Raw genomic sequence first — 13,240 nt, 5'->3', positions numbered from 1 at the left:
AGTGCAGGGTCGGTTGCAGGACCGGGTGGCCGTGGTGACCGGGGCGGGCAGCGGGATCGGGTTGGCCACCGTCCGGCGGTTCGCCGCCGAGGGTGCCCGGGTGGTCTGCGTGGACATCGACGCGGCGGCCGGCGAGCGGGCCGCCGCGGAGTGCGGCGGCGAGTTCGTGGCCACCGACGTCGCCGACGAGTCGGCGGTCCGCGACCTGTTCGACGGGGTGGCCGACCGGCACGGCCGGGTCGACATCGCCTTCAACAACGCCGGCATCTCGCCGCCGGACGACGACTCCATCCTGGACACCAGCCTGGACGCCTGGGAGCGGGTGCTGCGGGTCAACACCACGAGCGTGTTCCTCTGCTGCAAGTACGCGATCCCGCACATGCGCCGCCAGGGCAAGGGGTCGATCATCAACACCGCCTCCTTCGTGGCGTTGATGGGCGCGGCGACGTCGCAGATCGCGTACACCGCCAGCAAGGGCGGGGTGCTGGCGATGACCAGGGAGTTGGGCGTGCAGTTCGCCCGTGAGGGCATCCGGGTCAACGCGCTCTGCCCCGGCCCGGTGGCCACCCCGCTGCTGCTGGAACTCTTCGCCGCCGACCCGGAGCGGGCCGCCCGCCGACTCGTGCACGTGCCGATGGGCCGGTTCGGGCAACCGGAGGAGATCGCCGCCGCGGTGGCGTTCCTGGCCAGTGACGACGCCTCCTTCATGACCGCCGCGCAGTTCGTGGTCGACGGCGGCATCACCGGCGCGTACGTCACACCCCTGTGAGATGGCCACCACTGAGCGTCGGCCGCTGATCGGGATCAGCGCGTACGTCGAGCCGGCCGACTGGGCGGCCTGGCGGGGCGTGCCGGCCGTGCTGGTGCCCGAGGCGTACGTACGGGCGGTGCGCGCCGCCGGCGGTCGGGCGGTGGTGCTACCGCCCGACGACGAGGACGGCGACGTGCTGGCGGTCCTGGACGGGTTACTGCTGGCCGGTGGTGCCGACGTCGGCGCGGGCCGGTACGGCCAGCCACCCGACCCGCGCACCGAGGACCGGCCGGACCGGGACGCCGGCGAACTGACCCTGCTGGCGGCCGCGCTCCGCGCCGATCTGCCGGTGTTGGGGGTGTGCCGGGGGATGCAACTGCTCGCCGTGGCCCACGGCGGCACCCTGCACCAGCACCTACCGGACGTCATCGGTCACGAGGCGCACCGGCCGGCGCCCGGGGTCTACGGCGCGCATCCGGTGCGGTTCGCGCCGGGCAGTCTGGCCGCGACGGTGCTGGCCGGGGTGGACCGGGTCAACTCGTACCACCACCAGGCGGTTGCCGACCCCGGGCGGCTCGTGGTCACCGGCTGGGCGGCGGACGGGGTGATCGAGGCGGTCGAGGCCCCGGACCGGCGGTTCGTGCTGGGTGTGCAGTGGCATCCGGAGAAGGAGCCGGATCCGCGCCCGATCACCGCGCTGGTCCGGGCCGCCCGCCAGCGACCTGCCGGCCGGCCGGCTGCCGCCCCCGACGATGCCGTGCGTTCCGCGGGGCCACCCGCGTCGTGACGCGCGCTGCGTCGCGGCTGTGATGTACGTCGCCTCCGACGTCCCGTACTGTCCGGTGGCCGAAGGGTGGAGCGTAGGCAACCAGCGTCGGACGGGCGTCATGCGTTACGTTGCTCGACCATCGGGGTACAAGTCGGAACACGGCGGGCAAAGATCAATGGCTGGGCCGCGGCCGGAGCGGGAGGCTTTATGAGCTCGGCCCAGGGGGGCGCGGACGCGGGGCACCACCTCGCGGTCGGCGCGGCGATCCCCCCGCTGCTCACGGCCGCCTTCGCGGCTGGCGGCGAGTTGGGCGGGCGGTTGAAGAACCTCGACTGGTCCGCCGTCCCGATGGGCGCGCCCGGCCGCTGGCCGGTGGCGCTGTCCAGCGCGGTGGGCATGATGCTCGCCTCCAGCGCGCAGATCGTTCTGTTCTGGGGCGACGAGGAGCTCACCTTCTACAACGACGCCTACCGGCCGACCATCGGCAGCAAGCACCCCGAGGCGCTCGGTCGACCGGCCCGCCAGCACTGGGCCGAGACCTGGGAGGTGCTCGGCCCCCTGCTGGACGGGGTACGCCGCACCGGGCGGTCGTACCGGGGCGAGGACCACCCCTTTCTGCTGGACCGGCAGGGTTTCGTCGAGCAGACCTACTTCGACGTCACGTACGACCCGGTCAGGGGCGCGGACGGCTCGGTGAACGGCGTCTACTGCATCGTCAACGAGACCACCGGGCGGGTGCTCGGTGAGCGCAGGCTGCGGGCACTGGCCGAGCTGGGTGACGCGTTGGCCGAGGTCGACAGCACCCCCGAACTCGGTCGGACAGTCGCCGAGGTGCTCGGCCGGCACCGGGAGGACGTCCCATTCGCGCTGGTCTATGTGAACGACGCCGCCGGCCGCCTCACTCTGGCCGGCTCCGAGGGCACCGGCCCGGCCGTCACCGACATCGCCCCCGAGGTGCTCACCCGGGTGTCGGCCGACCGTACGCCCGCCACGGTCGAGGTGGCCCTGCTGCTCGACGCACCGCCGGGCGACGCGGCCGACACGGCGCTCGTGCTGCCCATCACGGCCACCAACGAGGCGGTCGGTGCGCTGGTCGTCGGTGTGTCCCGCCGGCTGCCCCTCAGCGCCGACTACCGTACCTTCCTCGACCTGGTGGCCGCCCAGATCTCGCGGGCGGTGGGCGCGCAGCGGGCGAACGAACAGGAGCGCGCCCGCGCCGCGGAGCTGGCCGCCCTGGCCCAGGCCAAGACGAACTTCTTCACCAACGTCAGCCACGAGTTCCGCACCCCGCTGACACTGGTGCTCGGCCCGCTGGAGGACCTGCTGGCCGACTCGACCCTGCCCGTTGCCCACAGCGACCGGCTCACCATGATGCACCGCAACGCGCTGCGCCTGCTCAAGCTGGTCAATACCGTGCTGGACTTCTCCGCGCTGGAATCCGGTCGGCTGGCCGCGCGGTACGAGCCCACCGACCTGTCCGGCTACACCGCGCGGCTGGCCAGCACCTTCCGCTCGGCCACCGAGCGGGCCGGGCTGCGACTGGTGGTGGACTGCCCGCCACTGCCGGCGCCGGTCTTCGTGGACCGGGACATGTGGGAGAAGATCGTCCTCAACCTGCTGTCGAACGCCGTCAAGTTCACCTTCGACGGCGAGGTCCGGGTCCTGGTCCGCGTCGTCGACGGCGGCGCCCGCCTGGAGGTCTCGGACACCGGCGTGGGGATCGTGCCGGCCGAGTTGCCGCACGTCTTCGAGCGGTTCCACCGGGTGCCGGGAGTACGCGCCCGGACCCACGAGGGCACCGGGATCGGCCTGGCGCTGGTCCGGGAGTTGGCCGAGATGCACGGCGGCGAGGTCGGGCTCACCAGCCGGGTCGAGGAGGGCAGCACCTTCACGGTGACCGTTCCGTTCGGAGCGGCGCACCTGCCCGCCGACCGGGTGGCGACGCTCGTCTCCGAGCCGTCGGGCGAGCCGGAACAGGCCCGGCTCCACATCGCGGAGACCGCGCTGTGGAACGGTGCCGAGCCACCGCCGGCGTTCGCCAGCCAGACGGTGGGAGGCACCGCCCCGGCCGGCCGGATCCTCGTCGTCGACGACAACGCGGACCTGCGCGAACACGTCACCCGGCTGCTCTCTCCGACCTGGGAGGTGGTCACCGCGAGCGATGGTCTGGCGGCCCTGCCACTGGCCCGGGAGGGCGGCTTCGACCTGGTGCTCGCCGACGTGATGATGCCCCGGCTGGACGGGTTCGGGCTGGTCGACGCCCTGCGTGCGGACCCGCGTACCCGGCATGTGCCGATCGTGTTGCTCTCCGCCCGGGCCGGCTCAGCGGAGGCGGTCGCCGGCCTCTCCGCCGGTGCCGACGACTACCTGACCAAGCCGTTCTCCGGCCAGGAGTTGGTGGCGCGGGTCCGGGCCAACGTCGAGCTGGGCCAACTGCGCGGGCAGGTCCTCCGCCGGCTCCGGGCGCTGGCCGACGCGGCGGTGGCGGTGAACACCGCCCGGTCCACCTCCGACGTGCTCCAGGTCGCCGCCCGCCACGCGCTCAACCTCGCCGAAGCAGCCCGGGTGGTGCTCACCGCGACCGGAGTCCGAGCCGAGGCGGACGCTGGCGGCCCCACCCCCACCGCCCCGTCCTTCGTGGCCGAGCTGACCGGCACCACCGGCGAGCCGCTCGGCGACCTGCAGGTCTGGCGACCGGCGCGCGACGACGCGCAGGCCGACGAGGCCGCGCTGACCACGCTGGCCCGGCTCGTCGGGGTACGGCTGGAGAACGCCCAGCTCTACGAGGCCGAACACCGCATCGCCACCACGTTGCAGCACAGCCTGCTGCCCCGGACGCTGCCACAACTGCCCGGCGCGTTGGTGGCCAGCCGATACCTGCCCGGCAGCGCCGACGTCGAGGTCGGCGGCGACTGGTACGACGTTCTCGCGCTGGAGGACGACGAACTGGTGCTGGTCATCGGCGACGTGGTCGGCAAGGGCGTCCAGGCCGCCGCGGCGATGGGGCAGCTCCGCAACGGGCTGCGGGCGTACCTGCTGGAGGGTTTCGACCCGGGCGATTCGCTGACCCGCCTCAACCGGCTGGTCGGGAGCATCGAACGCCGCTCCTTCGCGACCGTGGTCTGCCTGGTGTTCGATCCCCACACCGGGCGACTGCGGTACGCCAGCGCCGGCCACCCCTCGCCACTACTGATCAGAGGAGGCGACGTGGCGTTCCTGCACGACCGGGCACTCGGCCCACCGGTCGGCGCCATTCCCCACACCACGTACCAGACGGTCGAGGGGGAGCTGCCCGCGGGCAGCCGGCTGCTGCTCTACACCGACGGGCTGATCGAGGACCGGCAACTCGACATGGACGCCGCCCTCGCCCAACTGCGGGCCGACGCGGCGACCCCCGGGGAGCACGTGTCGGACCTGGTCGACGCCGTGGTCGAGCGGGTCGCCGGTCGGCCGCGCCGCGACGACGTGGCGGTGCTCGCCATGGAAGCGGCCGAGCTGAACCGGTTCGCGCTGCGGCTGCCCGCCGACCCGACCCGGCTGAGCGTGCTCCGCAAACGCCTGGAGGATTTCCTGGTCGCGCACCAGGTCGGTGAGACGGACCTGTTCGACCTGACCGTGGCGGTCTCCGAGGCCGCCGCGAACGCCATCGAGCACCCGGTCCACCCCGCCGAGCCGGTCATCAACGTGGAGGTGGCCATCGAGAACCGGACGGTGACCGCCCGGGTGCGCGACAGCGGGCAGTGGCGGGAGTCGACCGACTCCGGGTTCCGGGGCCGCGGACTGTCCCTGATCAAGGCGCTGGGTGACCTGACGGTACGGCGTACCGACGAGGGCACCGAGGTGACGCTGCGCCGGCAGCTGCACGACTGACCGCCCGCTCGACGGTGGCCGGCGCACCCGCGCGCCCGCGGCGGACCGGGTGGTGGTTCAGGCCGGGCTCAGCCAGCTCTGGTCGCCCAGGCCGGAGATGTCCAGCACACGGCGCACCTGCCGGGACGGCAGCACGGTCAGCGTGCCGGAGAACTGCTGGGCGAGCCGGACCAGGGCGTGGATGGCAGCCGAGTCGAAGAAGGTGACCGCGCTCAGGTCGAGGGTGATCCGCCTCGCGGGCTCGCGCAGCGCGGTCTGCAGCATGGTGTCGGCGGTCGCCATGTCGACCTCGCCGGCCACCACCACGTGGAGGTGATCGCCGTCGATCTCCGCGCTGGCGGAGAAGACCGGTGGTGCTTCCCCTTGATCCACGCAGACACCTTGGCACAGCCGACCTGGTGGGGCAACAACCGCCCCGGACCGGCCGTGGCGTGGGTCACCAGCGGGTGCGGCGATAGGCTTGCGCCATGACCGTCCGTCCGCCGCTGACCCCAGGCACGCTCACCCCGTGGCGACCGGTGCCCGCCCACATCACGCGACCGGAGTACGTGGGCAAGAAGGGCCCCACCCAGTGGCGAGGCTCGCACGTGCAGACACCCGAGACCATCGAGAAGATGCGCCTCGCCAGTCGGCTGGCCGCCCAGGCGACGCAGCTCGCCGGCGAGCACTGCAAGCCCGGCGTGACCACCGACGAGATCGACCGCGTCGTGCACGAGTTTCTCTGCGACCACGACGCCTACCCGTCGACGCTGGGTTACAAGGGCTTCCCCAAGTCCTGCTGCACCAGCCTCAACGAGGTCATCTGCCACGGCATTCCGGACTCCACGGTGCTGCAGGACGGCGACATCATCAACGTCGACGTCACCGCGTACATCGGTGGGGTGCACGGCGACACCGATGCCACCTTCTGCGTCGGTGAGGTCGACGAGGAGGCCCGCCTGCTGGTCGAGCGGACCCACGAGGCGATGATGCGCGGCATCCGCGCGGTCGCCCCGGGCCGCCAGATCAACGTCGTGGGCCGGGTCATCGAGTCGTACGCCAAGAGGTTCGGCTACGGCGTAGTCCGCGACTTCACCGGCCACGGCATCGGCGAGACCTTCCACAGCGGGCTGTACGTGCCGCACTACGACAGCCCGCGCCCCACGGACCTGATGGAGCCGGGAATGACCTTCACCATCGAGCCGATGATCACGCTCGGCACCTACCAGTACGACATGTGGGACGACGGGTGGACGGTCGTCACCAAGGACCGGAAGTGGACCGCCCAGTTCGAACACACCATCGTGGTGACCGACGACGGCCACGAGATCCTCACCCTGCCGTGACCGACAGACCTGCCGCCCTGCGTGAAGCCCACCACGCGGACGTCTCCGGCGGCTGGCTGCGCCCGGCCGTCTTCGGTGCGATGGACGGGCTCGTCACCAACATCGCGCTGATCGCCGGTGTCGGCGGCGGCGGGGTGTCGCCCCGCAGCATCGTGCTGACCGGAAGCGCCGGCCTCGTGGCCGGTGCGATCTCGATGGGGCTCGGCGAGTACACCAGCGTGCGCTCCGCCAACGAGCAGGTCGCCGCCGAGGTTGCCAAGGAACGGCGCGAACTGGAGCGGCACCCCGAGGCGGAGGCCCGCGAGCTGGCCGACGCGTGGGTCGCCCGCGGCCTGCCCCGGGACCTGGCCACCCAGGTCGCGGAGGCCGTACGGCGCGATCCGGAGGAGGCGCTGCGGGTGCACGTCCGCGAGGAACTGGGCGTCGACCCCGACGACCAGCCCAGCCCGTGGGCAGCGGCGATCTCCTCGTTCCTGTTCTTCTCGATCGGTGCGCTGATCCCGCTGCTTCCGTACCTGCTCGGCGCCACCGAACTCGGGCCGGCGCTCGCCGTCGGCGGGCTCGGGCTGTTCGCCGCCGGGGCGGTCGTGGCCCGGTTCACCAACCGGCCCTGGTGGACCAGCGGCCTGCGCCAACTGCTGCTCGGTGCTGCGGCAGCCGCCGCCACCTACCTGGTCGGCAGCCTGATCGGCGTGCACGGCGGGCTGTGAGCGCGAGGAGTGAGCCGGGTTTGCGAGCCCCGCAGTCGCAAACCGAGGTGGCGCTGTGAGCGCGAGGAGTGAGCCGGGTTTGCGAGCCCCGCAGTCGCGAACCGAGGTGGCGCTGTGAGCGCGAGGAGTGAGCCGGGTTTGCGAGCCCCGCAGTCGCAAACCGAGGTGGCGCTGTGAGCGCGAGGAGTGAGCCGGGTCTGCGAGCCCCGCAGTCGCGAACCGAGGTGGCGCTGTGAGCCCGGTTCAGCCGGTGAGCAGCTCGTCGACCGTGCCGTCCACCGGGCGGCCCCGGGCGGCAAGCTCCTCGGCCTGCCGGCCCAGCACCGAGCCCACCTCGGTCATGTCCGCGCCGGCCAACCCGGTGCGGCGGACCGCGTCCCCCGGGTCGCGGAAGTAGGTGCGGCCCAACAGGCCGGTCACCGTGGCCGCCGCCAGTCGAGCCTCACCGAGCATCAGCAGCGCCTGGTCGGTCTCGTACCACTCGGCCAGCCGGGCGGCCCGCGCGTGCGCCGCGCTGCCCCGGTACCAGGCCTGCCGCGCCGCGGTGCTGAACTCGCCCGGCCGTGCCCGGGCCAACCGGCCGAGGTGCTCGTCGCGCAGCGTCCGTAACCAACCCGTCGGGTCGTGCAGGGCCTGGGTGGTGACGTACCGGTCGGCGGTCAGCGGCCAGAGCGGAGAGAGCACCCGGGCCTGCGCCAGGTAGTCCTCGGCGGCTGCCACGGTCAGGTCGACCAGCACCCCGTCCACCCGCCGCGTCGCCGGCGGTGGGCCGGTGCCGGGACGGTAGGTGACCACCAGCATCCCCACCTCGCTGTCCCCGCCGCCGTCGTCGTCGCCGTGCGCCAACGGACCGTGCACCGCGACGGCGAGCACATCGGCCGGAAAACGCCGCCGGGCCGCACCCGCGACCCGCTCCGCCACCGCCCACCGGCGATCGTCGAAGCCTCGGTCCACATCGGCCCGCCCGCTGCTCGCGCTCAAGGGGTGCCTCTCGTTCGCGACTGCGGGGTTCGCAAGACCGGCGCATTCCTCGCGCTCGCCGGTCCACCCCCGCCCTGCGACTGGACGTCAGCCTAGCCAGCCGGCGGCGGGCCGGGCGGCGCGCCGCGCCCGGTCGGCACCAGTCGGAAGATGCGGATCTCCCGGCCGCCGGCCCGCTGCACGTACATGCGGTACGCCGGCCACTCGGTGACCAGGAGCGACCACAGCCGCTCCCGTTCGGCGCCGGTGGCCGGATCGGCGCGCACCGGGACCCGCCGCCCCTTCACGTCCACCTCGGCGGCCGGCTCGGCGAGCAGGTTCATCGCCCAGCCGGGTTGTTGGGTCTGGCCCCAGTTGGAGCCGATCACCACGTACGCGTCGCCGTCGGGCACGTACAGCAGGGGGTTGCTGCGTGGCCTGCCGGAACGGCGACCGGTCGTGGTGATCACCAGGGACGGGATCAGGCCGAGCGCGACCACCCGACCTCGGGTGAGCCGGCCGACCACCCGGTCGGCGGGGACCAGCAGGCGGGCGGCCGCACCGAACCAGCGGTGGTGGCCGGCCCGACGGGTGAGGTTTCCCAACACTGACACGCCGCCCAGTCTGCCGGCTGCCGCGCCCCGGCGGCACCCCCTCGGCGTCCCGGTTCCGCGCCCGCGCGCCGGATCAGTCCAGCCGCCGCTCGATCGGCAGCCGTGCGCGGGTGAACAGGCCCGCGCCGAGCATCGCCACCATCGGCACCAGCGCCAGGACGCCGAGCACCGGCCACGGCACCAGGAACGGGTACGGCTCGCGGAGGGGCCAGTCGCTGGCGTACTGACGGTTGGCGGAGAACAGCACGATCGCGGCGGTGCCCAGCCCGGCCACGATGCCGAGCACCGAGCCGAGGCCGGCGATGACCCCGGCCTGACAGATCGCCAGCAGCCGACGTACCGCCGGGGCCGCGCCGACGGCCGCGAGGGTGGACAGCTCGGTGCGCCCCTCGGCGGCGGCCAGAGCCGTGGCGATCCCGGCCGCGCCGACCGTGATCAGCCCGGCCGCCGCGGCGAGCAGCAGCAGCAGCGGTGAGACGTCGCGAGGGGCGGCGCCCTGCTCCACGAGCAGCGAGAACGTCCCGGAGGACCGCAGGGCGGCGGTGAACTGGTCCTGCCGTTCGCTGCTCGGCGGCCTCGGGGCGTCGATCACCCAGCCGGCCGGGGACCAGTGCAGGTCGAGCCGTCGGGCCGCCGCCGGGGACAGCAACAGGCGGGGCTGCCCGACCGGCGTCGGCAGCGCGTACCCGGGTAGGTCATGGGCGCCGTCCGGCCGGTCCGATCCGGCCTGGCCGCGGTGCACCTGCACGGTCACCAGGCCGTCGTGCAGGTAGCGCGGGTCGGTCACCACGACGCCTCCGGCGCGCAGCACCGTGGTGGCGGCGGCGGTCGCCTCCTGGTCGGCGCCGGTGATGATCGGCAGCGCGCTGCCGTCGTCGACGAACGTCTCGGCGTAGCCGCCGTAGGAGTCCGTGTCACGGAGCTGACAGCGCGGGTCGGCCCGGGCCCGCAGGCGCTCCGCCGCCGGGAGGTCGTCCCCGGGCACCCAGGGGCACCTCCGCTCCGGCGGCAACCCCGGCTCGACGTAGCAGTAACTTGCGGGGTCGCCGCCCGGTGGGCAGGCCACCGTGTGCACCTCGGCCACCGCTCGGGCACCCAGCTTCGCCTGGGCCGCGGTGGTGACCTCGGCCAGCGTGGGGAGGGGCCGTTGGGTCGGGTCGTTCGGGCTGACCAGCACGTGCCCGGTCGGCAGTGTCGCCCGGTAGGCGCGGGCGTCGCGCACCCCGTCGCTGGTCAGGTAGCCGCCGAGCGCGACGCTGCTGGCCACCGCCGCCATCACGGCACAGATCGCCGGTGCCGCCGCCGCTCGGTTGCGGCTGGCGTCACGCAGCGCGATCCGCGGTGCCAGGGGCAGGAACCGGCCGAGTCGGGCGAGCGCGCCGATCAGTGTGGGCGTGCAGCAGACCAGGCCCAGTTCCCCGAGGATCAGGCCGGTCAGGATCACCGCCGGTGAGGTCCGGGCCGCCCCGAACGCCGCGAGCGACGCCCCACCGACCACCAACGCCAATCCGGAGGCCAGCAACCGTGCTCCGGGCGCGGGTGGCGTCCGTCGTCCGGCGAGCCCGGCGAGAACGTCCTGCCGGGCGGCCGTCCAGGCGGGTGCCAGCGCGGCGAGCACCCCGGTCAGCACCGCGACCCCACCGAGCAGCACCAGCGCCGGAGGCCAGCAGCGGTACCCGTCGAAGCGGGCGCCGAAGACGTACTGCTCCACCAGCGGACGACCGGCGAACGCCGCGCCGACACCGAGAATCAGGCCGGCGGCGGCGCCCAGCATGCCCAGCACCACGCCGTCGGCGAGGACGACCCGGCGCAGTTGAGCCGCGTCCCCGCCGACGACCGCCACCAGTGCCAGGTCCCGCCGGCGACGCCGGACGCCGACCGCGAAGGCCGGCCCGACGAGCAGCACCACCTCCAGCAGGCCGAGGCCGGCGATCAGCACTCCGGTGCCCAGGTCGGCCATGTTCGACCCCATCGACCCGATGGGTCCCAGCCAGGACCGCGACGTTCCCGGAGCCGGTGTCGTCGAATGGCGGGAGGTGACCACGATCCCGTGCTCGTTGAGCCGGGACACCAGCGCGGCGTTGACCCTGCCGGGCACGTCCACCAGCCACCTGCTGTCCGGCTGCGTGTCGTTTCGCGGTACGGCACCCGGGTGCAGCGCCACCACCGGGCCGAGATCGTCGGGAAACTCGACCACCCCGACCACGGTGTACGCCCTGGTCCGGTCGGCGGTGGCCAGTGTGTCGCCGACACGCAGGTCCAGACGGCGCAGCGCCGCCGGGCTCACGGCGACCTCGCCGGGCTGCCGCGGTGCCCGGCCGGCCCGGAAACGCACCAGCCCTCGGGCCAACGGGTCGGTGAGGTCCAGCACCCGTCCGTCGACCTTCTCGTCGTGCTCCGGGCCGTGCACCGTCAGCGGGAGTCGGGCGCGTACCTCGGTGGCCCGGCTGCCGGGGCCGAGCAGCGTGGTCACCTCGGCGGCGGTGGCCAGCCCGCCGGTTGATAGGCGGATTTCCTCCCACGGATACCAGGCGTCCCCCGACTCGTCCTGGGTGACCGGGGTGTCGGCGACCCGGCGCAGCTCCGCGTCGGCGACGCCGAGCCGGCGGTCGAGCCGCTCCTGCGGGGTCAACTCGGCCATGTCGTAGCTCGTGGCCAGGAAGGTCAGCACCAGCACCGGCAGGGCGATCATGGCGAGCACCAGGGCGGTGCGCCTGCGAGCCCGGAGCGACTCCCGCCGGGCGATCCGCAGAGCCGCCCGCCAGGAGCCGGTCAGCTCGGCGAACCGCTGGCGGCGCGCACGAGTGTGCGGCGCGACCAGCGGGGCCGTCGGAACGTCGACACGGCCGGGGGCCCGCAGCACCCGGCGGGTGGTCACCGCTCGCTTCCGGACAGCAGTTGTTCGACGCTTCCCAGTGGTGCCGTGGTGTCCACGAGGATCCCGTCACGCAGGAACACCACCCGGTCGGCCCATCCGGCGTGCCGCGCCTCGTGGGTGACCAGCACGCCGGCCGCGCCGCCGTCCACCCGACGGCGCAGCAGATGCAGCACGGCCTCACCGGTCTGCGAGTCCAGGGCCCCGGTCGGCTCGTCGGCGAGCACCAGCCGCCGCTCGCCGACCAGCGCGCGGGCGATGGCCACCCGCTGCTGCTGGCCGCCGGAGAGCTGGTCGGGGAAGCGGTCACCCAACGCCTGCAGACCCACCTCGGCCAGCGCCGCGAGGGCCGCCGAGCGGGCCTTCCGCCCGCCGGCACCGTCGAGTTCCAGGGGGAGCGCGACGTTCTCCAGTGCGCTCAGACTGCCCAGCAGGTTGAGCTGCTGGAAGATGTAACCGATCCGGCGGCGACGCAGCTGGGCCAGCCCTCGGCGGTCCAACGCCCCCAACGGCTGCCCCTCGATGAGAACCTCGCCGCGGGTCGGGCGGTCCAGCCCGCCGGCGAGGGCCAGCAGCGTCGACTTTCCCGAGCCGGACGGACCCATCACCGCGACCAGCTCACCCGGCCGGACGACCAGGCTGACGCCGCGCAGCGCGTGCACCGCCGCCGGGCCGGCCCCGTGGGTGCGGTGGACGGCGCGAAGCTCCAGCACCGCGTCGTCCGATCCGCTCACCGTCGCGCCTCCTCGTCGGTCCACCGCGCCGCGGCGGACGCCTCGGCGACACCCGGCCGGGGCGGCGGCGCGGGGACGCCGGGCTGGTGCCGGACCAGGCTGGTCTCGCAGTGGTCCAGCCAGCGCACCTCCGCCTCGGCCTGGAACACCATCGAGTCCAGTACCAACCGCCAGGGCAGATCCTCCGGCCGGTCGCTGCCGTACTTCAACCGGGTCAACTCCTGCAACGCCCGCATCGTCGCGCTGCGCTGGGCCTGGACCACCGAGCGTACGTCCACGCCGGGGGTGGTCAGCGCCAGCGCCAACTTGATCGCCAGCTCGTCGCGGGGGCGGTCGGTACGACTGATCGGGGTGGCGAACCACAGCGCCAGGTCCGCCCGGCCGGCGTCGGTGATCTCGTACGGGCGTTGCCCGGCCTCGCTCTCCGGCAGCGGGCGCACCAGACCGTCCCGCTCGAGGCGGGAGAGCGTGGTGTAGACCTGCCCGATGTTGAGCGGCCAGGTCGAGCCGGTCGACTCCTCGAACGCGGCGCGCAGCTGGTAGCCGTACATCTGGCCGCGTTCGAGCAGGGCGAGCAACCCGTGACGGATGGACATGGCAACGGAGTATGCATACCTGGTATGGCGCTGCGC

At 73.7% G+C, this 13,240-nt stretch carries 11 protein-coding genes; 5 read left to right on the top strand and 6 right to left on the bottom strand.

Annotation, left to right across the window (positions count from 1 at the left end; all coding sequences use genetic code 11):
- Nucleotide 1: 1 nt before the first annotated feature.
- The 3 genes from ACLJN9_RS20195 (at nt 2) to ACLJN9_RS20185 (ending at nt 5,390) form a co-directional block, all read left to right on the top strand.
- Nucleotides 2–769, top strand: coding sequence for a 3-oxoacyl-ACP reductase (locus ACLJN9_RS20195; protein ID WP_410813014.1), 768 nt, complete (start codon nt 2–4; stop codon nt 767–769).
- Between the two features lies 1 nt (nt 770).
- A complete protein-coding gene (locus tag ACLJN9_RS20190) occupies nt 771–1,538 on the top strand; it encodes a gamma-glutamyl-gamma-aminobutyrate hydrolase family protein (RefSeq protein ID WP_410813013.1) in 768 nt (255 codons plus the stop codon).
- A 189-nt stretch (nt 1,539–1,727) separates the two neighbouring features.
- Nucleotides 1,728–5,390, top strand: a complete 3,663-nt coding sequence (locus ACLJN9_RS20185) for a SpoIIE family protein phosphatase (RefSeq protein WP_410813012.1) — start codon at nt 1,728–1,730, stop codon at nt 5,388–5,390.
- Between the two features lie 57 nt (nt 5,391–5,447).
- Here the strand turns inward: ACLJN9_RS20185 and ACLJN9_RS20180 are convergent, their stop codons facing one another.
- Nucleotides 5,448–5,762 (bottom strand): STAS domain-containing protein, encoded by a 315-nt coding sequence (locus ACLJN9_RS20180; protein WP_410813011.1) that lies wholly within the window; start codon nt 5,760–5,762, stop codon nt 5,448–5,450.
- A 95-nt stretch (nt 5,763–5,857) separates the two neighbouring features.
- Here ACLJN9_RS20180 and map point away from each other — a divergent pair, with 95 nt between their 5' ends.
- A complete protein-coding gene (gene map, locus ACLJN9_RS20175) occupies nt 5,858–6,715 on the top strand; it encodes a type I methionyl aminopeptidase (RefSeq protein ID WP_410813010.1) in 858 nt (285 codons plus the stop codon).
- A complete protein-coding gene (locus ACLJN9_RS20170; RefSeq protein ID WP_410813009.1) occupies nt 6,712–7,425 on the top strand; it encodes a VIT1/CCC1 transporter family protein in 714 nt (237 codons plus the stop codon). The genes map and ACLJN9_RS20170 overlap by 4 nt, the downstream gene beginning before the upstream one ends.
- Before the next feature lie 243 nt (nt 7,426–7,668).
- Here ACLJN9_RS20170 and ACLJN9_RS20165 read toward each other — a convergent pair whose 3' ends face one another.
- The 5 genes from ACLJN9_RS20165 to ACLJN9_RS20145 form a co-directional block, all read right to left on the bottom strand.
- A complete protein-coding gene (locus ACLJN9_RS20165) occupies nt 7,669–8,406 on the bottom strand; it encodes a nucleotidyltransferase domain-containing protein (protein WP_410813008.1) in 738 nt (245 codons plus the stop codon).
- Nucleotides 8,407–8,498: 92 nt separating this feature from the next.
- The gene (locus ACLJN9_RS20160; RefSeq protein WP_410813007.1) at nt 8,499–8,999 is read right to left on the bottom strand and encodes a nitroreductase/quinone reductase family protein; all 501 of its coding nucleotides are present in this window, start codon (nt 8,997–8,999) and stop codon (nt 8,499–8,501) included.
- Nucleotides 9,000–9,072: 73 nt separating this feature from the next.
- On the bottom strand, nt 9,073–11,877 hold the full coding sequence (locus ACLJN9_RS20155) for an FtsX-like permease family protein (protein WP_410813006.1): 2,805 nt from the start codon (nt 11,875–11,877) through the stop codon (nt 9,073–9,075).
- Nucleotides 11,874–12,608 carry an ABC transporter ATP-binding protein gene (locus ACLJN9_RS20150; protein ID WP_410813005.1) on the bottom strand — a complete coding sequence of 245 codons (735 nt, stop codon included), beginning with the start codon at nt 12,606–12,608 and terminating at the stop codon, nt 11,874–11,876. The genes ACLJN9_RS20155 and ACLJN9_RS20150 overlap by 4 nt, the downstream gene beginning before the upstream one ends.
- Nucleotides 12,605–13,204, bottom strand: coding sequence for a PadR family transcriptional regulator (locus ACLJN9_RS20145; RefSeq protein WP_410813004.1), 600 nt, complete (start codon nt 13,202–13,204; stop codon nt 12,605–12,607). Before ACLJN9_RS20145 ends, ACLJN9_RS20150 begins: the two co-directional genes overlap by 4 nt.
- Nucleotides 13,205–13,240: the final 36 nt, after the last annotated feature.

The sequence above is a fragment of the Micromonospora sp. 067-2 genome, from assembly GCF_046549295.1.
Lineage (GTDB): Bacteria > Actinomycetota > Actinomycetes > Mycobacteriales > Micromonosporaceae > Micromonospora.
The sequence above is the reverse complement of the archived record's forward strand: the minus strand, read 5'-3'. Positions and strand labels throughout refer to the sequence as shown.

What these genes read in the sequence shown, in the direction of transcription:
- ACLJN9_RS20190 (WP_410813013.1), top strand. Translation starts at nt 771, where the DNA reads ATGGCCACCACTGAGCGTCGGCCGCTGATCGGGATCAGCGCGTACGTC.
- ACLJN9_RS20185 (WP_410813012.1), top strand. Translation starts at nt 1,728, where the DNA reads ATGAGCTCGGCCCAGGGGGGCGCGGACGCGGGGCACCACCTCGCGGTC.
- map (WP_410813010.1), top strand. Translation starts at nt 5,858, where the DNA reads ATGACCGTCCGTCCGCCGCTGACCCCAGGCACGCTCACCCCGTGGCGA.
- ACLJN9_RS20145 (WP_410813004.1), bottom strand. Translation starts at nt 13,204, where the DNA reads ATGTCCATCCGTCACGGGTTGCTCGCCCTGCTCGAACGCGGCCAGATG.